We start from the raw sequence: 22938 nt of genomic DNA, 5'->3' as shown, positions 1-22938 counted from the left end.
TGTACACATTCTCCTTCTGCGTTTGGATTGGTCAGGCGCGAACTTCACTTGCACCACCTGACTAGCGGACTCTGTATCTGTTACCTGTGCTGCCGTGTATAACTTCATCCTGCCCTGGACTTTCAACCTTACATCGCCTTGCGATAGTCACTCGGAGCCATGCCAACGACATTTTTAAAGGCCCGGTTGAAGGAATTGTAATTGGTATACCCTACTTCCTCGCTGATCTCCTGAATGGCTTTGTCCGTCTCCTGCATGAGCTGCTTCGCCTTTTCGATGCGGTGGCTGATGAGCAGATCCACAAACTTCTCGCCAAGCTCATCTTTAAAAAGCTTACTTAGATACTTCGGATTGATATCAAACAGGTCACTCAGGTAATTCAAAGACAGATCAGGATTGTTATAGTGCTGCTCGATATATTTGCGAATCTCCAAAATATGTGACCGATGCTTGCGAGAGCATTGCAATGTCTGCATCTGCCGGGCCAGCTCCCGGAAACCCTCAAGACATAGCTCTCGCAGATCGTCCAGCGTCTCCCAGCCCTCCAGTCTGGGCAGCAGCGGCGTAAATATCGCAGCCCACGTCTCCTGATATTCCTGCGGCAACTCGGCAAATTCCCGATTGTAATGCTGGAACAACAGCTGCACCGTGTTCATAATCTCCTGCCGTGACAGGACAGACTGGCGAACCTGGTTGAATAGCCGCTCGAAATGCTGCTCCCAGACGTCATCCGACAGCCGCATCGACTGCACCAGAAGCGAGATTGTTTTTAAAAACTCATACACATCATTGGTGGAATTCGGTACCTCACTACATGGAATCATGCGATTGGTGCCCAGCACAGCCTTGTACTCCAGCGCATGCACCGCCTCTTTGAGGGATGCCCGCAGCCCGCGAAGATCAACAGCGACCCGGCCTACCCCAATGGTGACGGTAAAGTGCAGGTACTGACCAATCCGGTCCAGATAATCGGTGAGCAACCGCGCTTCCAACTCCTCGGAATGCGCTATCTCCGGCAGCCAGAGCATGGCATAGAGACGTTGATCGGAGACCCACTCGGCCCACACATCTGTTCCTTCGTGCCGCGCACTTTCCTGCAGAATGCTGGACAGCACAAACTTCAAGAGAGCCTGGTCCTGCTGATGATACTCCGCCGCAAAGACGTCATACCGATCCATCTCCACCACCAGCACAGCCCAGCGATGCTCCAGTTCTGGCAGCTTGAATCGGCTCATCTGCGCAGACAGCTCCTGACTGGAGTAATCCCGTGTACCTTCGAGCAGCTCCTGAAAGAAGACCTTTTTCTGCAAAATCAGATTCTCCTCATGCTCCTCCTCATACTGCCGCGTCTGATCAATCATGCGCTCCAGAGTGGTATGAATAAAACGAAACTCGTTCTCCTTGCCATAATTCAGGGCAGACGGCTTCTGTGAGGATACCGTCTGGATCAACGTGACAATCTGCTGAATAGGCTTGTAGTTTCTGCGCGTCACATAGACCACCCATGCCACCCCGACCAACACAACACCAGCGGCAAAAATAAACCAAATATTATAAAATTGCAGGGCAAACTTGACGATCCTTCCATTGTTCAGCCCCGTCTGCACCTTCCAGCCACTGTAGCTGGACGTAAATTCAGAGAATACTTCTCCTGAGGCTGATGCTGATGCTGTTTTGGAGGCCAGGGTAGAGTCAAACGTACGCTCCTCAGACATTCCGCTGTGCCACAGGCTGCCTCCTGCCCGATTGTAAATGTTCACAAACGTAAACTCAGGGTCATACATCTGCATAATGGATTTGCGCAGGGTGTTCAGCTCCACATTTGTCACAACCAGTCCCCGGCCGTTGGCAACACTGCGTACAATCGTAATCACCTGCTCCGCCGTCTGCGACGGGAATGCCTTGAAAGAACGAGCACCCACCCATTTCTGCTCATCCTTGGAGCGGCTATCTTCAATAAATGCAGCATCGGGGAACTCATAAACCGGAACAGCCTTCCCGTTGCTGAAAACCGTGTTATCGCTGTACCTGACCAAATACACCGAGTCAATCAGCGGATATTCTATTTTCAATTCGTCGATGACCTTAACTGCCTGAATGCCGGCATATACATCCTCGCTGCCAGATACCGAGAAATAGTTTTTCAGATTGGAATTGGTCAAAATCTCGCGCAGCACCTTGAAATCAATCGAGCGCAAGGAATTATCCAGATACTGTGTAACCTGAGAAGCCAGAAATTCATTTGCTTTGAGCGCTTCCCTTCGGTTCTGCTCATTAAACACCTGAAAAAAAATAAAAAAAAGAATCGACGTCACAATAAAAAATATAGGCAAATACGATAACAGCAAACGTCTGAACCAATTGTTGCTCATCTCCCGCGTCCCCCCCACCATTCCATTTCATGCTGCATGACGACAACCAATTGCCCTGCTGTTCACTAAATTTTCATAAATATGCTGTACATTATATCGAATGACGTGGGGTTGTCATAGGAGAAGACTGCCCCGGTCACAGGTGACAGGCGGGACAGTCCATACATATTACTTTTTCTCAATTGCACTTTGATAAATATCCAGATAATTGCTCAAGCCCAGTCCATCGAATCCTTTGACGTATGAATCCCAGTCCTTCTCGATGCTCTTGCTGCCAATGATGAACTGCGCCATATTGGTCTGCACGTAATCTTTAATCGCCGTCGTCAGCTGAGCTGCTGACTCTGTATCCTCTGGACGAATAAATACGTTTGCCGGATACACCTCTTTAGGCGCATATGGTGCATATACATTCGTCGCTTGAGCGAGACGGGTACCGTATCCTTCCGCGGACAGCGGGTCCTGACCCTCCGCAAACAGGTTACGGAACGTATTGGACAAGTCATGCGCACCGATCTGTGACCAGCTCTCGTTCACAACTACGTTTGGATCACGCTCAGGCAGGTTATAGTAGCTGTACTTGGCAGGCTCACCGTTAATGTTTTTCTCATCCGGGTCAGCCTTCTTCCAGCCCTTTCCTTCGGTTGGGCCGTACTCGGCGTACAGCGCTCCCTCTTCACTGAACATATAATCCACAATTTTGATTGCAGCAATCTGCTGCGCTTCGGTTGCTTTGTTGGTGATTGCGAATTCAAACTCGCCAACACTCTGTGTTGCCCCCGTTGTCTGCACACCATCCGGCCCTTTCAGCGGCGGCACGATATCCCAGTGCTGGTGGCGGGTAATTTTTTTGTCATACGTATTCACCAGATAGCTGACGAGCGCGGTTGTAATGGAGCCAACCACCTCATCGCCTTCCTTGTTCCCCAGCTGACCTACAGCCTGGTCATTCTGCGTGAAGGAAGCTGGATCAATCAGGCCTTCGGCATACAGCTTGTGCATGTACTCCAGCCCTTTCTTCCACCCTTCCTGATTGGCGGCAAAGCTCACCTTGCCATCGTTCACAATCAGGTATTTGTCGTTATCGTTGTATATAAAGCTGTTCATCAGGTACGCATCAATATTGCCGTTCCATACATATTTGTTCGGTGCACCTGTGAGCGGAATTTCGTCAGCCTTGCCGTTGCCGTTCGGGTCCTGTGTTTTGAATGCCTTCAGAACGGTGTACAGTTCGTCGGTCGTTGTAGGCATTTTGAGACCCACCTTTTTCAGCCAATCGGTGTTGATCCAATATTTTTGTGCATACGTACAGTGATAACACTCGTTGAAAATAGGCAGTGCATAGATGTTTCCATCCGGTGCTGTAATGGCATCCTTGAAATACGGCTTCTCTTCCATCACTTTGGTCAGATTTGGGCCATATTGCTTGATCAAGTCCTGAAGCGGCAGGAACACACCTTGTTTACCATAGGTTTGCAGGTCTGAGGTCGTGAACTTGCCGTGGAGAAAGACTTCAGGATAATCGCCACTGGCAAGCAGCAGCTGTCTGCGGTCCTGCAATGCATCCGTTGGAGCCAGATCCCATTTCAGCTTGACGTCGAATTTTTTCTCAATAAACTTGGTAAATTCGTTCTCTTCCATCGACGCTTTGCCCTGTGGAGCAAAAAAGGTCATCGTAACCGGGCCGGTGCTCTCGCCGCTCCCCTCGCTCCCTCCATCCGCTTTATCAGACGAATTGCATGCCGACAACACAGCCATTGAAGCAAAGATCAGAAACAACATCGAAATCCAGGATTTTCTCAATCTGACTCCTCCTTTTTGTTCATAACGGCAAACCTTGGTCATGCTATACGGGTATACTGGTTTCTAAAAACCAGGCCCGGAAGCCGGCGCGTGCCCCCCACCTCCCTTCAAAAGCCGACTCCCACTGAAGTTAAAGCGAAGCACTTACGTGATGTGAACCGAATACAGATGATCCTGCGGTGCATTAACCTTTGAGGGAGCCCACCATGACACCTTTGACAAAATGCTTCTGTACAAATGGATACATGATCAGGATTGGAATACTCGCGACAACAATGAGCGCATATTTCAATACCTGCTCGAACCCTTGATCCCGCAGCTGCTGGCTCGTATTGGCAAGCATCGCCGGGTCAGCCGCATTCAGAATCAGCAGATTACGCAGCACATATTGCAGCGGGAACAGCTTCTCGGAACGCAGGTAGATGAGTGCATCGAAATACGCATTCCAGTGACCGACTGCATACATGAGCGTCATGACCGCCAGAATCGGTTTGGACAGAGGCAGCACAACACTGATCAGGTAGCGTATGTCACGGCACCCGTCCATCTCCGCCGCTTCTCCAAGCTCTTCCGGGATGGAGGATTGGAAAAAGGTACGGGCAACGATCACCTGAAACACAGCGAGTGCTCCTGGCAGCCACATCGCCCAGCGGGTATCGAGCAGATGCAGGTTCTTCATCAGCAGGTAGGTCGGAATGAGACCCCCGTCAAAAAACATCGTAATCATCATAAAGATGATGATCGCTCCCCGTCCGTAGAACGATTTGCGGGAAAGCGGATAGGCCAGCATGACGGTCAGCGCCACATTAATAAATGTACCGACCACGGTGTAGATGATCGTGTTGTAGAACCCCAGCATGAGCTGCTGGCTTTTGAAGATGGAGATGTACGCCTTGATATTGAAATCCACCGGGAAGAGCCACACCTGACCGGATGTAACGGCACGGGACGAGCTGAACGAGGAGCTGACAATGTACAAGAGCGGGTAGAACACCACTAACAGAATGGCGATGAGAAAAATATAATTTAGCGTCATGAAGATGCGGTCCCCCATCGGGTCCTTGATCCGGTTACGGTTCATCCGTTTAAACATGGATACACTCCTCCTTTACCACAGGCTGTTCTCGGATACTTTACGGGAAATGCTGTTGACGATAATCAGCAAAATCAGGTTGATCACGGAGTTAAACAATCCGACCGCCGAAGAAAAGCTGAAGTTGGCTCCGATCAGACCGACCTTGTACACATACGTGGAGATCACCTCTGAAGCACTGGTATTAAGCGGATTTTGCATCAGATATATTTTTTCGAAGCCCACGCCCATAATGCTGCCGAGACTCAGAATCAGCATGATCACTGTGACTGGAACAAGGGTGGGCAGGTCGATGTGCCATATTTTCCGCAGTCTGGAAGCGCCATCCATCTTCGCTGCCTCGTACAAGGAAGGATCAACCCCCGCCAAGGCCGCTATGTAGATAATGGATGAGTACCCCATACCCTGCCATACGCCTGACCAGACATAGATGGACTTGAAGTATTCCGGAATGCCCATGAAGTTGGTCATCGGGAAGCCTAGCATGGAGAACAGCTTGTCAACCACACCCACATGCGGGGAAAGCATCAGAATGATGATGGAAACCATAACTACGGTAGAGATAAAATGCGGAGCATACGTAACCATCTGCACGGTCTTTTTGAAAAATCCCGTTCGAATCTCGTTCAGCGCCAGCGCCAGCAGGATCGGGATCGGGAAACCGGCAAGCAGGGAGTAAAAGCTGATTCCAATTGTATTTTTAATTAACAGCCAGAAGTTCGGGGATTCAAAAAAAGCCTCAAAATGCTTTAATCCTACCCACGGGCTACCCCAGATGCCCTTGACTACACTGAAATCCTTGAAGGCAATCTGTACACCGACCATTGGAATGTACTTAAAGATCAACAGATACAGTACAGGAGGCAATACAAGCAGATAAAGCTCCCAGTGCTTCTTGAGGCTTCGGATGAATGGATGCTGCCGCTTGGGCTCCGCCTGATTCATCTGCTGCAGGTCCATGTTCGCGGGTATGCTTTCCGTAGCTCGACTCATTTGCGTCACTCCTTCTCAACCTCAAGTGTAATAATACATTACATTTAAATTCCTTAAATCTTCTTTTCTGAGACTGAATCTTGGCTTCCAACGCAATCAATGTCAATATTCATATCAGGTAGCGCTTTCTTGATTTGATAGTACCTTGCTGGGGGCTTTTTGATCAATTTGCAATTTTCTCCGACCTCTCTTTATTCTAAAAACCCTTGCCAGGCAAGCCTTTAAAGCCGCGTATCGTCAGGAGGCACAGCTCTTATGTATTCAAAATAAAATTCCGGGGGCTCTGATATCTCCCCCGGAATTGACATGTGTTTTTATGTTGTGGTGTCCAATCTGAACGTCTGTGTGATGGGTGCTTCCCCATTCGTAGCGGATCGCGGCAGCTCCACGAGCAGCCCGTTTGTCGTCTGCTGATACGAAAGTACGTCATTAGTACCTACGAGTTCAACACGCCCTACCTTTTCTACATAAGGAATGATTAGTTGCTGTTCCGGGGTCTCGTTCTCGTTGCGATAGATACGGAAGGCATAAACGGTATTGATGTCTGCCTTTTGTGTAAATGCCCACTCCTTCGTGAAGTATGGTGCGCAGATGCGGGTGCCATAGATGCCTTCGCCATGGATGTTCAGCCACTCTCCCAATCCCTGAATCCCTCGAATAGCCCCTTTAGGCAGACGTCCGTCCGGCTGTGGTCCGACATTCAATGCCAGATTGCCGCCTTTGGACACGACCTCGAGCAAAATGTGGGCAAGCTGACGTCCCGATTTGTACTGATCATCGAAGCCAAACGCAAAGGAATGCCCCACAGTAATGCAGCTCTCCCACGGGATATTCATCGGATGCTCCGGGATCGTTTGCTCAGGGGTCACGATGTTCTCATACGGCCCGCCTACAGTGCGGTCTGCGGATAGAAGCCAGGGCTGCGTGCTCTTTCTTGCCCGCTCTACCACTTCACCAAGCCGGATATCCTGCCCGTGGCGACCCTCGCGTACCCAGCCCGCGTCCAGCCACAGACATTCGATGCGCCCGTAATTCGTCAGCAGCTCCATGATCTGCTCATGGGTGAATTCCACAAACTTCTCCCACATCCATGGATACTTGTGCGGATCGTATGAAGGCCCACGCCACATATGGCGTCCGCGCTCCATACCCGGAGCCCAGTAGTACGGGGTATGCCAGTCGGCTTTGGAGAAATACGCGGAGATGCCGAGTCCCTTGGCCCGGAAAGCATCGAACAGCACCCGGCAGATATCGGCGTATTTGTGCTTGTGGAACGGTGTGTCCTTTCCCGTGATCCGATAATCCGTGGTCTTCGTATCCCACATACAGAAGCCGTCATGATGCTTGGTCGTGAATAAGAAATATTTAAAGCCGTTGTCCGCGGCCATCTGTGCCCATTCCTCGGGCTGGAATCGGATTGGATTGAAGGTTTTGTTCAAGTCGAAATATTCACGCTTGAAGTCCTCCATATCATCCGTCCAGTCGACATCATCCCGCGACCAGTCGCCATCCTCATCACTCAGCGCCCACGACTCCACCAAACCGAGCTGAGAGTATGGCCCCCAGTGCATCATGAGGCCCAGCTTCTGATCCTTGAACCACTCCAGCCGCTCCAGCAGCAGCGGATCCTCGGGCTTCACCCACTCGTCCTCTTTGCTAAAGTTGTGTACACCGGCTTCAACGATCTGCTCTTCCTGCTCTGGCAGGGGGATTTTGGTTTCGGTCAAAAGGGTCATCTCCTTAAGTTAAAATGTCTCACATTATAAAATGATAAGATTTACACTGGGGCACTCCGATTGCAGTACCATCTTCCGATCGCTGTTATCCCCGGATTTCTTTGAACTATTTCCCTGATGGGGAAATCCGGGGATAGCATATGCTTCCGATGTAGCTTTCCTACAGAAAGCTTTTAGGCGCACACTTCGCTTCTCCAGATTGGTTCTGCACTCTCCGTTTCACGTGTAAATGGAATTTTTACAACGCGCACAGACTGGTTTACCTTGTCGTTTGGGTAACTTGGGTACGTCGGGTTATCTGTCCCCTCCGGTTAGGGAAAACCTAGTTCACTTGATGAAGATTTACACTGGGGCACTCCGTTTTTGTGTAATCTATAACGAAATTTCCCGTCCCTCGCGTGCGGATTCGTAGATGGCGCACAGCATTTTCATTACCTCTACGCCGTCCTCTACAGGGCTTAGGGTTTCTTTGCGCCCCTGCGTGCTGTCGATAAAATGGTTGATTTCGTTGCGAAACGAGCCCATAAAGTCAAAGGACTTAAAGTCCACCTGTGGTGTCATATTCAGAATGGTGTTGAACTTCTCGCCAATGATGGAGATCTCCGGCTCCAGCTCGGCGCCGCCTTTGTCGCCGTATAGCTTGACCGCTGTTTCATCAGCCTTGGCATGCAGGGTGAAGCTGACATCGACCAGCAGGCTGGCTCCATTTTCAAAACGAATCAATGCATTCGCCATATCCTCCACGTTGTTCTGTTTCGCATCATAGTCTGCCGCCTTATAGAACGACAGGTTACGGACATTAGCCCGGTTGCCCAACCGATTGGAGACGTTGGCGGAAACAGACTTCACCTTCGGTCTGCCCATCAGATACCAGCAGATGTCGATCACATGCACGCCGATATCAATTAACGGGCCACCCCCGGAGCGGCTTTTATCGGAGAACCAGCCGCCCGGATTGCCGAGTCGGCGCAGGCTGGAGGCTTTGGCATAATAGATTTCACCGAGCTCGCCTTCATCGATAAATGTTTTCAGGATCTGGGCATTGTCGCTATAACGACGCACAAAACCAACCTGCAGCAGCTTTCCGCTGCGGCGCACAGCCTTTTCCACCGCTAACGCATCCTCAACGGTCTGGCAGAGCGGCTTCTCGCAGAGCACGTTTTTTCCCGCATCCAGAGCGGCAATGCTGATCTCGGCGTGTGAATCATTCCATGTGCAGATGCTGACGGAATGAATTTCCGGCAGGGCAAGCAGGTCTCTATAGTCTGTAAACACATGAGACGCACCGTACTGCTTCGCTACATCGGCAGCACGGGTTTCGTTCAGATCACAGATCGCATATATCTCCACTTCCGGGTTGCTGGCATAGGCTTGCAGGTGACAATCCGATATGGAACCGGCCCCGATCACGGCGACTTTTAATTTGGACATCTCACTACTCCTCCTTTGATCGATAAAAATGAATTTATAATGCTCAGCTCCGAAAAGCCATTTATAAGACAAGTTCCGATGCTGCCTCAGATTACGCCTCCTCCCACAAACGGCGCACGTTGTCCATGGCGATGCGCGATGCGGTCTGGCAGTCCTCCATACCTTCAAATTCAACAGAGATATATCCGTCATACCCGGACTGCTTCAGCACGCGGAATACCTCAGGCATGTTGATATCACCATGACCCACGATGGCTCCGCGCAAATAATTGCCGTGGGAGGTCTGAAACCAGCCCTCGCCAGGATTCCGGGTGGAGGGCCGCCAGTAGAAATCTTTGGCGTGAACGATAGACGCGTAGGGAATGTTATTTTTCACCGCACTCACCGGATCTTCATCGACACAGAGGAAATTACCGATATCCAGCGTCGTTTTGAAATTATCCCGTCCCGTCTCATGCAGCAAACGCTGGATGCGCTCGCTCGACTGCACGTAATATCCATGGTTCTCTACACTCGTTGTAATGCCAAAACCCGCCGCATAATCAGCAATTCGCTGGCTCGCTTTGACAAGCACGGGCAGGTCTAGTTCAAACTGGGCTACCGTTCCTTCGGATGCAGGGCGAAAAGCCACATCATGACGCATCAGCTTCACCCCCAGAGCCGCTGCCACGTCCACATGACGCATGACGTTCTGAATCTCCTGCTCCACCGCCTCGGCACTCTCCTGAACAGCAAAATTGGCACCAATCGCATAATTGGAAAGCTCAATCCCTACCTCTTGTGCAGCCTTTTTGATCTCCTCAATCAACTCTGGATTGTCGATCAAACTGAAGCCCATCGGCACAATCTCCACATGCTGCCCGCCCTGCCCGGCAATCCAGCGAATGGCATCCGGCACACTCAGCTCCTTACGATCCAGAGCCTGCTGCAAACTGTATGTGCTAAGTCCAACTTTCATCTTGCTCATCCTCTCCCTCTCCTGTGATGGGTGTCCATACCCAACGTATACCGTTTTCCAGCACTCAGGGCAATTGCCAATAATCGCATGGCTCAACGATTTTCCTCTTCTAGCCCAGATCCGGCTTATCTACGAACATTACAGCTGCATCGGATGTGCCATGAAGTTCGAATAATATGATTTCATTGTCTCCTTGGCGAAGAAGCGGGGCAGGAACATACAAGGTTTGTTGCGGTCCTATGCTCCAGTAGCGCCCCAGATTGAATCCGTTTACATATGCAACACCCTTCGTCCAGCCATCCAGACGCAGAAATGTATCTTTTACCTCGCTTGTGTTCTGAATATGAAGGCTACCTCTATAAAAAAATGGTGTGTCTGCTGCATCTGCCGTCATGCCTTGCTGCTGCTCCGTAAATTTCAGACCTGAAAGGTCACGCATCGGCAGACAGTGAACGGTCCAGTCATATAAAAACTGAAATCCATGCCGTACCCCTTCCGTGATGCCCTTCGGGTCTCTCAGGTACGGCCCGTAATTAATTCGTCCCATATTCTCAACCAGAATGAGCAGGTCAGCCCCCTGCAGAGGCACTTCAAATGACACGGTCGCTCCGCCGTTCCCACGCTCCAGTACACCGAGCAGATGCGCATCCACAAACACTAACGCACGGTCTCGCACCTCTTGAACAATCAATTCCTGTCGCTCTCTTGGCCCGGATATCCGTGTCTGGTAGCTGGTAAAACCATAATCCTGCCCCAGCCTCTCCATCGGCTCGGGATGGGTACGTTGCATCGGAACAGCAAGTGTATCCCGCTGTGTGAGCAGCTCTGCCCTATGCACCATCTCCACTCGGCCATAGGCGGCAGCTTTGATCGGTTCTGGCAAAACCATATCTCCTGCTTTAGAGTCATTATTCTGTTCTTTCGAACGACGATAGCGTGAAATAACGTCCTGCACAGCGTAAAATTTGGCTGTCGGCTCACCCGACTCACGAAGCAACGAATCGTAATCATAACTTGTGATGGTCGGTTCATACTGATGCTTCTGCTGACAGTTCGCCCCATTATAAAAGCCGAAGTTCGTGCCGCCATGGAACATATAAAAATTTACCGACGCACCCGCTTCAAGCATCTCCTCCAGCACCTGGGCTACATCCGTTTCATCCCGGGTATGATGAGGTTCACCCCAGTGATCGAACCAGCCATTCCAGAATTCCATACACATCAGCGGCGCTCCAGCCTGATATTCACGCAGCTTGGCAAATGCTCCTTCTGTGCCTGAACCAAAATTAACGGTCGCCAAGTGTCCATGCACCGAGCCAGCCTGCAACATATGATCGGTTGGTCCATCCGAGGTGAACAGCAGCACGTCCATCCCCCGCCGCACCATGCCATCCCGCAAATAACGCAAATATCCCGCATCATTACCAAAGCTGCCGTATTCATTTTCGATCTGCATGGCAATAATAGGACCGCCATGAGTGCTCTGCAACGTTTTTAATTTGGGCAAAAGCACATCGTAGTACCGATCCACATGCGCAAGAAACGCCGGATCGTCGCACCGTAACCGCAGGCTGTCATCTGCCAGCAGCCAGGATGGCAAGCCGCCAAACTCCCACTCCGCACAGATATAAGGACTCGGACGAACGATCACATGCAGGCCTAACTCTCCTGCCAGCTGAATAAACCGCTCCACATTGGCCATGCCATCAAAGCAATACACTCCCGGCTGCGGCTCATGCATATTCCATGGCACATACGTCTCCACCGTATTGAAACCGCAGGCCTTCAGCTTCAACAGCCGATCCTCCCAATATTCGGGCACAACGCGAAAATAATGAATGGCACCCGACAGAAGCTGAATCGGCTCTCCATCCAGCATAAATTGTGACCCCTCATACGTCAGCACCGCCATCTCATACGCCCTCCTGCTCACTATAATGTAGGCTGAACTTAGATAATGTTGGAGCCCATCTGGACTCCTGAATGCTTAGCCTGACACGGCGAGCTGTCACTTGGGAAAAACAGCAGATGCACTTGTACCCCACGACCGTTCCGGCATAGATGTCCTGCCACAGTCCATCCTCACCGCACACCTCCAGCGTAAATCGCTCAATTCGCTGCCCTGATTGGATATGCTCCATCAGCATCACACGGTCAAATGTCCGCTCTTCCGGCAAAAGCAATTCAATCCATGCTTGCTCCGTCCCCTCGTGCGGGCACCAATAGGCATCTGGCTGTTCGCCTGAATGAAGCACGTTCGATGCTCCATACGCGTCGTGTATCGTCTCCGAAGCTGTTGCCTGGGCACCTGTAGATAGGTCTTCACCAAACGTCGCACGCAGCACCGAACCCAGCTCTCGCAATCGCAGCACGTCATGCTCATGAATTAATCCGCGCCGATCCGGCGGCAGATTCAGCAGAAAACAAGCATTGCCGCCTACCGCACCGTGATATACGGAGAGCAGCTCCTCCAGTGTTTTAACCTGATCATCCTCACTCGCATGATAGAACCAGCCCGGACGAATGGAGGTATTCACCTCGGCTGGATACCATACCAGCTTGTCAGCATAATCACGGATAACAGCCCTGCTTCCCAGATCACTGTCCTGTGTATTGACTCTTTGGGCAAACGCTCCATCATCCACCTGCTGCGACTGCTCCTGAATCTTCTCATTATCCTGCATATGCGCAGGTACAACGCTCCATTCCGATTCCCTCGTATGTCCCGCTTCATTACCGCACCAGCGAACATCCGGTCCGCACACCGAGATGACAGCCTCCGGCTGAAGCTCACGGATGAGCGCGTAATATGCGTGCCAATCATAGACCTGCCTTTTCCCGTTTGGCCCTTCACCACATGCCCCATCAAACCACACGCAGAAAATATCGCCATAATTCGTAAGCAGCTCGCGCAGCTGTGATAGAAAGAATGTATTATACCGCTCCGAATCCCCGTATGAAGCTTCATGGCGATCCCAAGGAGAGAGATATACTCCAAATTTCAAGCCGGCCTCACGGCAGGCATCCGCAACCTCCTGCACCAGATCCCCCTTGCCCTCTCTCCAGGGACTCGCTGCGACAGTATGATCTGTATAACGGCTCGGCCACAAACAGAACCCGTCATGATGCTTGCACGTCAGAATCAGCCCCTTCATGCCTGCCGCCTTGCAGGATGCCACCCACTGCTCTGCACTTAGCTCGGACGGGTTAAAGATCACCGGGTCCTCCTCCCCTGTCCCCCATTCCCGATCTGTAAAGGTATTCACGGTAAAATGAATAAACGCATAGAACTCCATCTCCTGCCATCTCATCTGACGTTGCGAAGGACGAACCTGTGCCGCCATTTTGATCCAATCTGCTGGTGACTGCGTTGAACTCATGAACTCTCACTCCCTTATGTGCATGTGCCTTGATCTATCTGTTCCACTATCTCGACAGCCTCCTACGCCCCGCAGCCCTCGCCACTTCATGCAATTCCAATGACCGAACGGCACATATCAACTGTGCTTTGGCCTGAGCAACAAGCTCTGCATCAACGGGATGTTGAAAACTTCCCGCCTTCCGCACGCCCGATCCCATGTGAATCTCGGTGATGCCCGTAGCACTCACAATCTCTGCAATGCCTTCAATCGTCACACCCGAGCCTGCCATAACAGCGATGTTCAACGTTTGACCAAGCTCCTGAAGCTGCTTCAGCTCAGGCAGACCTTCGGGTGCTGTCGGCTTTCCTCCCGACGTAAGCACTCGCTCGACAACCTTTCTCTCACTCACATTACGGATACGGCCTAGCTCATTCAGCGCTGCCAGCAAGTCTGAGCTTGCATCCATGGCACGATGGAACGTCACCCCTAGCCCCTTGGCCTCGGACAGATAAGGCTGCAATTGGGACCGATCCACTTCCCCCTCTGGCGTCAAAGTCCCAATTACCACGCCTGCTGCACCAAGCGCTCTTGCCACTCGCACATCTTGTGTCATCACGCGAATATCATCCGGGGTGTAACAGAACGAGCGGCTATGAGGGCGGATCATGACATACACGGGAATCGAAACATGCGCTACAACCTGTTCGATCACACCATAGCTGGGGGTCAGCCCGCCTTCGGTCATCGCCGCTACAAGCTCAATACGGTCGGCCCCGCCCAGCTCTGCCGCTCGGGCATCTGCTGTGTCCGTAGCGATGATTTCTAATACAGGCTGTCGTTTCGAATGATCTATCATAGAAAAGAAACACCTCCTTGCCGCGGATTGACAACATAATCTCCAGCAAACCACGCTATAAAGGACCGAATAAACGCTTGCTTAGCGTCTCTGCGGTCCTTCCTTATTCCGATGATTGAACGTTCAGTTTCCAGAACGCCACCCGGTCTCTTTTCCACGTATACGTAATGTACAGACTTTGCCCCTGAGATACGATGGCAGGGTAAGAATACTCCCCCGGCTCATCTTCGAGCACAAATTCATCTCCCCAGGTCTCACCATTATCATTCGAAAAAGCTACCACTAGCGGTGTCCGGGGACTCTCCGTCGAATATCCACTCACTGGATTGTAAACAAGTGCAAGCAAGCCACTCTCCATCCGCGTGACATCAATTCCGCTATTGTTGTTTGGCAGCTCTGTCGGGTAAGCTTCACACCAGGTGTGCCCTCCATCCCCGGAGTCGCTACGGTAAATCCATCCTTCGGTGCTGCGAAGCAGCATATGTACATGTTCAGCATCCGAATCCGAAGAAGCCCACAAGGCAGGCTGAATCAGACCTTTGGCAAACCAATGCTCGGCCCCTACATAAACAGATAAATTCATCGGTACAGGTGCACTTTTGATCCATGTCCTGCCCTCATCAGTTGAAATATCTACGAAGGCTTCCCACACCTGCTTGTCAGGATTTTCCGGGTCCACACGTTCTACAGAAGCTGGAGCCAAGATCGTGCCATCCGCCAGCTGCACGGGATGATTACGCACCGGACCACGACCGCCCACATCACCAGATACCAGCTCACGAGCAGCAGTCCACGTCTGCCCGCCATCCTCCGAGCGCATGCAGCGAGTGTGCCAGTCTGTAATTTCATGCCCTACCTTGTAAAAGAGCACCAGTGAACTGCCTTGTGTATACAGTACCGGGTTCCAATGTGCAATACCTTGCTCATCCGCCACTTTGTGCGGTGTTGACCACGATCCACCTTGCTCCTTGATCGCCATCCAGATGGCCGTGTCGCTTGACTTCTCATGCAGCCCCGCAAACCACGCCACAATAACAAGACCTGAAGGCAGTATCGCAACCGTAGAACCGTGACTGCTCTGAAACGACTGACCTTCCCGAAAAACATACTGTTTATCAGCATCAATCTTCATAAGCGGGCCTCCTGATGAGATGGAATCATACTATTTTTTTGATTAGCATCACTTCGTTCGTTATTTTTGTTATTAACTTCGTTATTATAATATACCTTCAGTCTAAAACGTTAGGTTATGCGCGTCAATACCTGTGATGTATCTTCTGATTGAACCATTTATATCAACGATGTCCTCCTTGCGGATAGTCGAAGGCCATCTTATGAAAATACGAAAAAAAGACGAGGCAGAGAGAACTCTCCACTTCGTCCCGATCATCTGTATCTGTCATTCACATGACACACCCTCTATGAATAAAGGGCTTTCATATTGCCGTGGGCCCCTGCTCATGATATGCTGATGCATTTACATCTACTTGTTACGCCGGGCTTTTGTCATTCGGTTAAACATAATCAAAGCCACAATAATCATGGCCAGCATGGCTATATTGCTGGACACCTCTTGAGACAGTCCAAACAGCATGCACACATTCGTGACCAGCCCCCGGACGATTAATGCCACAACAATCAGCAGAATTGGACTTAAATAATTGTATCTTTTCATCAGTTACCACACCCCTGACCCCATTGTTCAATTTCTCCACGATCTGTACCTTGATCATAACAGTCTGCAACTCCGGTTACAACAAAAGGACACTGCAAGCAGTGCCCTCTGTTATACTGCTACATGGTCGGTTACATCGTAACATTGAATAAGATCCAGGGCCATACAGCCAATCTATTTTAAAATTCCCCTTATCTATCAAACGTGTACCGCCACACCAAACCTACACCTGCTTGAACTCAATCCAGTCGATCTGCAAGCCCGGTTTGGTGAAGTCGAGCTTGAGCTCATACAATCCGGCCTCCAGCTGCACTTTCACCAGCTTTTGTCTGATCCATTTACTTTCCGTACCATTCGTTTGAATCGTTGTTGCCAGTTGACCGTTCAGCAGCACGTTACATGCGCTTTGTGCCAGCTCAGGCTCAGGAGACATGATCTGCACAATAATCCGATATTGGCCTGCTTCATCCACTTTCATATACACAGGCCCTGTTACCTCAGGTTTCACCTGTGCATTCTCAGCCAGCACTTGAGCGTCCGAAGCGGACAGAGACGCATTGGCCTGGAAGGAAGCCACGTTCTCTACAATTTCATGTTTGCGTGAGGATACCGGCGCATTCATGATAAATTTGCAGATATTGATCGCGGAGCGCTGCAGCTCGCCGCGGGTCAAGGTTCCATTTTCCAATGATTCCATCGTGTTGTCGTCCCAGCCGTTAATCTCTGCGCCATAGTTTGGTACAACCATATAGAGATCGTTCTGTGCGCGAACCATCCAGTTCGTGAACTTGCGATCCGCTTCTCCGCCTTCTACTACATCGTTCATAATCGCCCACCAGTCCGTCATCACAATGCCGTCAAAGTTCCATTCGCCGCGCAGGATGGTAGTATTCAGATCGTAGTTGGATGCTGCCCAGTGCCCGTTGATCGGATTGTAGGAGGTCATAATGGAATTGGCTCCACCCTCTTTGACTGCGATCTCGAACCCTTTCAGGTAGATTTCACGCAAGGCACGCTCGGACACAACCGCGTCAACCTTGCTGCGGTGTTTCTCCTGGTTGTTGCAGGCAAAGTGTTTCAAGGTGGCGTTGGAGCCGCCCTTCATAATACCTTTCGTACATGCCGCAGCAAATACACCCGAGATGAGCGGATCTTCCGAGAAATATTCAAAGTTACGACCGTTCAGCGGACTGCGGCGAATGTTAAGTCCAGGTCCGAGCAAGGTATCCACCTGATTACGCAACAGCTCGCGCCCTTCCATCACATACAGTTCTTCCACCAAGTCTGCGCTCCACGTTGCTGCCAGCAGCGTACCGATAGATACTTGTGTTGCCTTCTCCCCGCTATCCATACGAATACCGGATGGGCCGTCTGCCGTACATGCCACAGGAATACCGTAGCCAAACAGACTGTCGCTTACGCCACCAAAAGCAGATGCGGTTCCCGAAGTAACCAGCGGACTGCTCATGCCTTCCCCGCGCACAATTGCTGCAAGGTCCTGATCGCTCAGCTGAGCTACAAAGGCCTCCAGACTGACTTTACCCGCCTTGACATCGCTCAGCTTGTAGCCCTGATTACCCGTTTGCTCCAGCGTCTGCGGCAGATTCTGCTTGATGCGATCCGCAATGGACACGCTGCGTTTCGGTACAGCAACATAAGTCAGCTCGTAGGTTCCATCTGCCTTGCGTGCGCCTGGTTTCATGCGTGTGAAGTCTTCCGTTGGCGCCATCGCCTCCTGTAATTGCTCCACCAGTTGAACACGGTCTACAACATAGCCCTCTTGGCCATCAATGCCAACATGCTCTACCTGCTTCACACTTGTACCCACATGCAAACGATACGTTCCCGCTTCAAGCACATAGGCAGAAGCATATCCGGTCACACCGGCATCATCGTAAGAGGCCATGCGATGGATCGGGAAGCGAATCGTTAACAGCTCGGAATCGCCGGGCTGCAGCAGTCCTGTTTTGCCAAAAGCCACGAGCGCCTTCACGGGTTGTCCCAGCTCTCCCTGCGGTGCTTCATAATACACCTGAACCACTTCTTTACCCGCATAAGTCGTGCCAGCGTTGGTCACATTCACTTGAACCTCGATCAACGTCTCCCCGTTCTCGGTAACAGTTCGAGCTTCCTCGGTTTGAGTCGCAAATGTGGTGTAAGACAGACCATAACCGAACTCAAATTGTACTTTTTCAGGTCGAAACGTTTCGAAAAAACGATAACCTACATAAATATCTTCCTGATACAGGTTCTTGAACTCATTCCCGTAGTTGCTCGTGGACGGGTAATCCTCAATTGAATACGCAATCGTGTCCGTCAATTTACCGCTTGGTGTCACGTCTCCCACCAGTACGTCTGCAATAGCGTTACCGCCCTCCATGCCTCCGTGCCAGGAGTAGATCACACCTTGAATCGGATGTAGAAGCGTTTCGTTCAGCCAGCTCATATCCATAATATTCGAGACGTTCAGTACAACAATCGTATGTTCAAAATGGTTCGTGACATGCTTCAGCATCGCCTTCTCATCGTCTGTCAGACGATAGCTTCCGGGTGCATCTGCATTATCCTGATCCTCACCTGCGGTGCGTCCAATGACCACGATGGCTTTGCTCGATTTGCTTCTGGCTTGTGCCACCAGCTCGTCTGTAAGCGGCATTTCCTTCTGATTCCACGGCTCGGCTGCCCAGACCTTCCCGCCATCATCAAACGGATTTTCCTCGATCCACTTCTCATAAATGGCCGCCAGTTCCTCGTTGACGGTAATATTCTTTTTGCTGCGTAGTCCATCCAGCAGATTCGTTGTGTAAGCGACGTGTACACTGCCGCCTGAACCTGTGCCGCTGCGATAATAATTCACTTGAATCCGGCCAAAAACTGAAACGTTTTCGGAACGTCCGAGTGGAAGCACCTGTTTTTCATTTTTAAGCAAAACTGCTCCTTCTGCAGCTACCGTTCGGCTAAACTCTGCAAACCCTTCCAATGGAACACCAATTAGATTCGTACTCAATGATTTCCCTCCTGATTGTCATCCCCATATCTGTATGTTAACGAAATTCGTGAATATGGCAGATTTACTTGTACCTAGTCCCATATTAACAGATTGCCGGTATGAAAATATATGAGAAATATTTATGTTCATATAACAAATACTAAAGCCGCAAACAAGGACTGTTCGCGGCTCTCTCTTTTTATACAAACACCAGGCGCTGTCAGGTCGTCAGCTTCGCATAGACCAGAAAGAACAGCATATCCTCACCCATAATGACATACCCGGGAACGCGGTAGATCAGATCCACCACCACAAAGACAGCTAACAATCCCATCATAATCACCATATGACGTGCACCCAAGCGAAGATGCGGGTGTCTGTAGCGATGAAATACAAGCGTTGTTGACAGGAAATACAGCAGCACCGAGCCAAACACAAACGCAAGCATGAACCCATAGTTCAGTTGGTTCTGGTACAGCAGTTGGATGGACGCGGCAATCATGCTCATGGAGATGTAGATAAACAGATGACCGTAGATGATAGCCTGCCCCGCTGTCTGCATCTCTTTGCTCACTTTTTTCTCCACGTTATCGAAGTACTGCCACCACATCGCAATGACAAACAAGGATGTGAAGGCGGTAAACAGAATAGACGGCATGTCCCAATGATCCGCTGACAATACCGCGATAATACTGACCACGGACTCTCCCAGCAGGATGAGGGTAAACAGGGCAAAGCGTTCCAGCAGATGATGTGTCTGCACAGGCACTTTCACCAGGTTTTTACGACCAAGCAGCGGTAAAATCATATCCACAGCGATTCCCGCGTACAGGATCACATAACGCACCCATGAATCAAAGAACAGGGAGCCGGATGAGATCACGATGCCAATGATAAACGCAAGGCCCAGAAAACGGGCTGCCTGCTGCTGATGCTTGCTTTTCGACTTGTGGATGGTCAGATATTGTATTGCGGTAAACGCTCTCGAACCGATGTATCCAACGAAAAAGGACAGGTAGTGTTCGTCAAAATGAGTGGACAGACTTGCCGTCATCACCAGCACGGACAGCAATTGAAGGATGAGGAAAACCCGATGGCTCAGAATATCCTGACCATAACGGTTGATAAACAAGGTCTGACCAACCCATGCCCACCATACCGGGATGAAGATTAACACGAACTTTAATAGATATTCAAATGATATTACACCGTGCTCGGCATGTAACAAGACATGGCCTGCTTTGGAGACTGCGGCGACGAAAAGCAAATCATAGAACAGCTCGAGCCAGGTGACCTTCTTCTCCATCTTCCCTCCGTGCTCCTTTGGGTTAGTCTCATATTAGTTGAAATAGGGGGTTACACGGCCACTTCGATGACAGAATAACCTTCTAATCGCTGTTATCCCCAGATTTTTTGATTCCCTTTACTAAAGGGGAAAATCCGGTGATAAAGGCGAACGCTATGCTTTTTCAGGTTTTTTCTGTCCTCTTCGTTCATGTGTAAAAAGGGCAACTTATATTTAAGTTGCGGATATTCATGATGTGCCCAGAGAACGTGCTCCGGGCACATCTTATTTTATACCTTTAATATCTCTACCTTACTCCGTCACAGCTGTTGCAGGTGTGAGTGTTCTGACCTGGATCGGCTGCAGATTATTCTCAATCTGAGTACGGTATTGCTCGAACCATTCTGGCAACATCAGTTTCTGTCCCAGCGCTTCAGCCGGTTCATCTCTTGCAAAGCCCGGAGGATCGGTTGCAATCTCAAACAGAATACCGCCCGCTTCTCTGAAATAAATGGCGTTGAAATACTGGCGATCCCTCACCGGAGTTGGCTGGTAGCCGTAATCACGTACGGCCTCGCTCCACTGTGCATGCTGTGCATCATCCACTGCTCGCCATGCGATATGATGCACAGTTCCTGCGCCGCCCATACCCAGCGGTACGCGGGTAACAGGTACATCCACGATGTTCCCGATATCACCGATGGAGCGGAAGCGGGCAAACTCTTCATTTTCACCGACCTTCGCAAATCCAAGAATGCGCTCGAGTGCATCCATAGTACGCTGCGGGTTTACACTGAACAGCACAGCTCCGCCGAAGCCCTTGATCGCATGTTCAGCCGGGATACCTTCCTGCACCCACGTATTTGCCGCGCCCTCTTCCCGTTCAACCAGCTCCAGACGCAAGCCTTCGCTATCTTCAAATTGCAGCAATGCTTCATCAAAGCGCCGGGTTTTGGTTACTTCGATATTAAAGCCTTCCAGGCGATTTTGCCAGAAGTCCATCGAGCCCGGCGGAATGACATAAGAAGTGATGCCGACCTGCCCGCCGCCGATCTGACCTCGAGGTGACCCTGCTGCCGGGAAAAAGGTGATGATTGTTCCAGGGCTGCCGTGTTCATCTCCAAAGTACAGGTGGTATACATCCGGTGCATCAAAGTTTATTGTTTTTTTCACGAGTCGAAGTCCCAGAACCCCGGCGTAGAAGTCTACATTGGCCTGTGGATCTCCAGCAAAAGCCGTAATGTGGTGGATACCTGTTGTTTGAATGTTCATAATTGTTTCCTCCTTGGATTCATGTTTTATTTATAAGGTATTTTTGTATGTTATTTTATATTTATCTTTAAATTAAGATATACGCTCTGTAGAACTAGTGCAGGAGGAATAGCATCATCCGCACTAGTTGCCCACTTCGCCTGTACCCATATCCCTATGGATTCTGTCTGGAAGCCTGCTCTTGTTTCAATTTATCTGGAGTCACATCATCGCCGTTTGGATCATAGATGGTCGCATTCAGCAAAAGGTCGTTGACCGAACCACGGAAGGTCTGCAGATATTCCTGCCGAAGGCGAGTCCGCTCTGCCTGCTCCATCTCCGTCAATCCAACCGCTTTTGCTTTTCGCGCGAGCTCATTAATTCGCGTCAATGTTGGAATCATCATCTGGACCTCTCCTCCTGGGCATGGATTAAAGATATTTATTTGAGTATATTCTTGCCTTTCGCTTGCTGTCACTATCCCTTGTTGTATTCAAATTAAATATCTTAATATAAAGATAATTGATTTCAGATCGGATGTCAACACTTTGTTTTTGTGAAAAGAGGGCTTTACCCTCGCTCGAACATCTCGCTTCATTATAGGTTCAAAGCAACAAGGGTTAGCCCACAGTTATACCACTCCTGTGAACTAACCCTTCATCATATAACCCTTTCTACATTCGAGATTACTCGATCCGTTTGACGCAGCAGGGGGCGAAAAGGCAGTAAAAGATGCACTTCAGTAGGTTTCAAGACACGTCCTAATATCAAATCTAATACTAGATAAGTTGAACTAAGTAATGTGCACAAGCCGCTCCGAAATGCTCATCAATCCAGGCACGTTAGCCAAATATCGCCCATGGTTAGTACAACTCTGCCAGTACTGTCACCCTCTACTGCGAGAGCTAACGATCAGGAGAGGCCTTATTTCGGCATATTCGGGCTTTGGAACATTTTAACGATCCTCAGAGACGCTATTTTGCTGAATTGAGCCGGATCAGGCTCATTTTTCAGGATTTTGAATGAAATAAGCTTTCTGGAGATCGTTGCTATGAACGTTTTAGTCAAGCCCAACACAAAAATGATGCAATTTAGCCCGAAGCCCTAAGCGCGGGGGTCCATATGCGAGCGACG

General features: G+C 50.3%; 16 protein-coding genes. All 16 read right to left on the bottom strand.

The features are described from left to right. Positions 1–128: 128 nt before the first annotated feature. Positions 129–2372 (bottom strand): helix-turn-helix domain-containing protein, encoded by a 2244-nt coding sequence (locus DFQ00_RS23795; RefSeq protein ID WP_167433817.1) that lies wholly within the window; start codon positions 2370–2372, stop codon positions 129–131. Positions 2373–2540: 168 nt separating this feature from the next. After that, positions 2541–4175 carry a type 2 periplasmic-binding domain-containing protein gene (locus tag DFQ00_RS23790; RefSeq protein WP_110898960.1) on the bottom strand — a complete coding sequence of 545 codons (1635 nt, stop codon included), beginning with the start codon at positions 4173–4175 and terminating at the stop codon, positions 2541–2543. 184 nt (positions 4176–4359) lie between these two features. Next, on the bottom strand, positions 4360–5268 hold the full coding sequence (locus tag DFQ00_RS23785; RefSeq protein WP_110898959.1) for a carbohydrate ABC transporter permease: 909 nt from the start codon (positions 5266–5268) through the stop codon (positions 4360–4362). Between the two features lie 15 nt (positions 5269–5283). Next, the gene (locus DFQ00_RS23780; RefSeq protein WP_244213984.1) at positions 5284–6228 is read right to left on the bottom strand and encodes an ABC transporter permease; all 945 of its coding nucleotides are present in this window, start codon (positions 6226–6228) and stop codon (positions 5284–5286) included. A gap of 347 nt (positions 6229–6575) precedes the next feature. After that, a complete protein-coding gene (locus DFQ00_RS23775; RefSeq protein ID WP_110898957.1) occupies positions 6576–7988 on the bottom strand; it encodes an alpha-L-fucosidase in 1413 nt (470 codons plus the stop codon). Between the two features lie 381 nt (positions 7989–8369). Next, positions 8370–9428, bottom strand: coding sequence for a Gfo/Idh/MocA family protein (locus DFQ00_RS23770; protein ID WP_110898956.1), 1059 nt, complete (start codon positions 9426–9428; stop codon positions 8370–8372). 91 nt (positions 9429–9519) lie between these two features. Then, positions 9520–10386, bottom strand: coding sequence for a sugar phosphate isomerase/epimerase family protein (locus DFQ00_RS23765; protein ID WP_110899001.1), 867 nt, complete (start codon positions 10384–10386; stop codon positions 9520–9522). 109 nt (positions 10387–10495) lie between these two features. Next, on the bottom strand, positions 10496–12298 hold the full coding sequence (locus DFQ00_RS23760) for a glycoside hydrolase family 35 protein (protein ID WP_110898955.1): 1803 nt from the start codon (positions 12296–12298) through the stop codon (positions 10496–10498). Between the two features lies 1 nt (position 12299). After that, positions 12300–13766, bottom strand: coding sequence for an alpha-L-fucosidase (locus DFQ00_RS23755; RefSeq protein WP_110898954.1), 1467 nt, complete (start codon positions 13764–13766; stop codon positions 12300–12302). Positions 13767–13812: 46 nt separating this feature from the next. Then, on the bottom strand, positions 13813–14604 hold the full coding sequence (locus tag DFQ00_RS23750) for a copper homeostasis protein CutC (protein WP_110898953.1): 792 nt from the start codon (positions 14602–14604) through the stop codon (positions 13813–13815). A 103-nt stretch (positions 14605–14707) separates the two neighbouring features. Further along, complete coding sequence (locus DFQ00_RS23745; protein WP_110898952.1) at positions 14708–15736, bottom strand: sialidase family protein; 1029 nt, start codon at positions 15734–15736, stop codon at positions 14708–14710. Positions 15737–16087: 351 nt separating this feature from the next. Then, entirely contained in the window at positions 16088–16279 is a 192-nt protein-coding gene (locus DFQ00_RS23740) for a hypothetical protein (RefSeq protein ID WP_090924244.1), read from the bottom strand. A 223-nt stretch (positions 16280–16502) separates the two neighbouring features. After that, positions 16503–19286, bottom strand: a complete 2784-nt coding sequence (locus tag DFQ00_RS23735; protein WP_110898951.1) for a glycoside hydrolase family 3 C-terminal domain-containing protein — start codon at positions 19284–19286, stop codon at positions 16503–16505. Positions 19287–19488: 202 nt separating this feature from the next. Further along, the gene (locus DFQ00_RS23730) at positions 19489–20574 is read right to left on the bottom strand and encodes a low temperature requirement protein A (RefSeq protein WP_110898950.1); all 1086 of its coding nucleotides are present in this window, start codon (positions 20572–20574) and stop codon (positions 19489–19491) included. Between the two features lie 291 nt (positions 20575–20865). Continuing rightward, positions 20866–21825: a ring-cleaving dioxygenase gene (locus tag DFQ00_RS23725; protein ID WP_110898949.1), complete on the bottom strand. Its 960-nt coding sequence runs from the start codon at positions 21823–21825 to the stop codon at positions 20866–20868. A 154-nt stretch (positions 21826–21979) separates the two neighbouring features. Beyond that, positions 21980–22207 carry a DUF896 domain-containing protein gene (locus DFQ00_RS23720; RefSeq protein ID WP_110899000.1) on the bottom strand — a complete coding sequence of 76 codons (228 nt, stop codon included), beginning with the start codon at positions 22205–22207 and terminating at the stop codon, positions 21980–21982. Positions 22208–22938: the final 731 nt, after the last annotated feature.

This window comes from Paenibacillus barcinonensis, assembly GCF_003217495.1.
GTDB lineage: Bacteria > Bacillota > Bacilli > Paenibacillales > Paenibacillaceae > Paenibacillus > Paenibacillus barcinonensis.
Note: the sequence above shows the minus strand (reverse complement) of the source record. Positions and strands in the feature narration are given on the sequence as shown.

Coding starts and splice junctions, on each gene's coding strand:
- DFQ00_RS23795 (WP_167433817.1), bottom strand. CDS start 2,372: ATGAGCAACAATTGGTTCAGACGTTTGCTGTTATCGTATTTGCCTATA.
- DFQ00_RS23785 (WP_110898959.1), bottom strand. CDS start 5,268: ATGTTTAAACGGATGAACCGTAACCGGATCAAGGACCCGATGGGGGAC.
- DFQ00_RS23780 (WP_244213984.1), bottom strand. CDS start 6,228: ATGGACCTGCAGCAGATGAATCAGGCGGAGCCCAAGCGGCAGCATCCA.
- DFQ00_RS23770 (WP_110898956.1), bottom strand. CDS start 9,428: ATGTCCAAATTAAAAGTCGCCGTGATCGGGGCCGGTTCCATATCGGAT.
- DFQ00_RS23765 (WP_110899001.1), bottom strand. CDS start 10,386: ATGAAAGTTGGACTTAGCACATACAGTTTGCAGCAGGCTCTGGATCGT.
- DFQ00_RS23760 (WP_110898955.1), bottom strand. CDS start 12,298: ATGGCGGTGCTGACGTATGAGGGGTCACAATTTATGCTGGATGGAGAG.
- DFQ00_RS23755 (WP_110898954.1), bottom strand. CDS start 13,766: ATGAGTTCAACGCAGTCACCAGCAGATTGGATCAAAATGGCGGCACAG.
- DFQ00_RS23750 (WP_110898953.1), bottom strand. CDS start 14,604: ATGATAGATCATTCGAAACGACAGCCTGTATTAGAAATCATCGCTACG.
- DFQ00_RS23745 (WP_110898952.1), bottom strand. CDS start 15,736: ATGAAGATTGATGCTGATAAACAGTATGTTTTTCGGGAAGGTCAGTCG.
- DFQ00_RS23740 (WP_090924244.1), bottom strand. CDS start 16,279: ATGAAAAGATACAATTATTTAAGTCCAATTCTGCTGATTGTTGTGGCA.
- DFQ00_RS23730 (WP_110898950.1), bottom strand. CDS start 20,574: ATGGAGAAGAAGGTCACCTGGCTCGAGCTGTTCTATGATTTGCTTTTC.
- DFQ00_RS23725 (WP_110898949.1), bottom strand. CDS start 21,825: ATGAACATTCAAACAACAGGTATCCACCACATTACGGCTTTTGCTGGA.
- DFQ00_RS23720 (WP_110899000.1), bottom strand. CDS start 22,207: ATGATTCCAACATTGACGCGAATTAATGAGCTCGCGCGAAAAGCAAAA.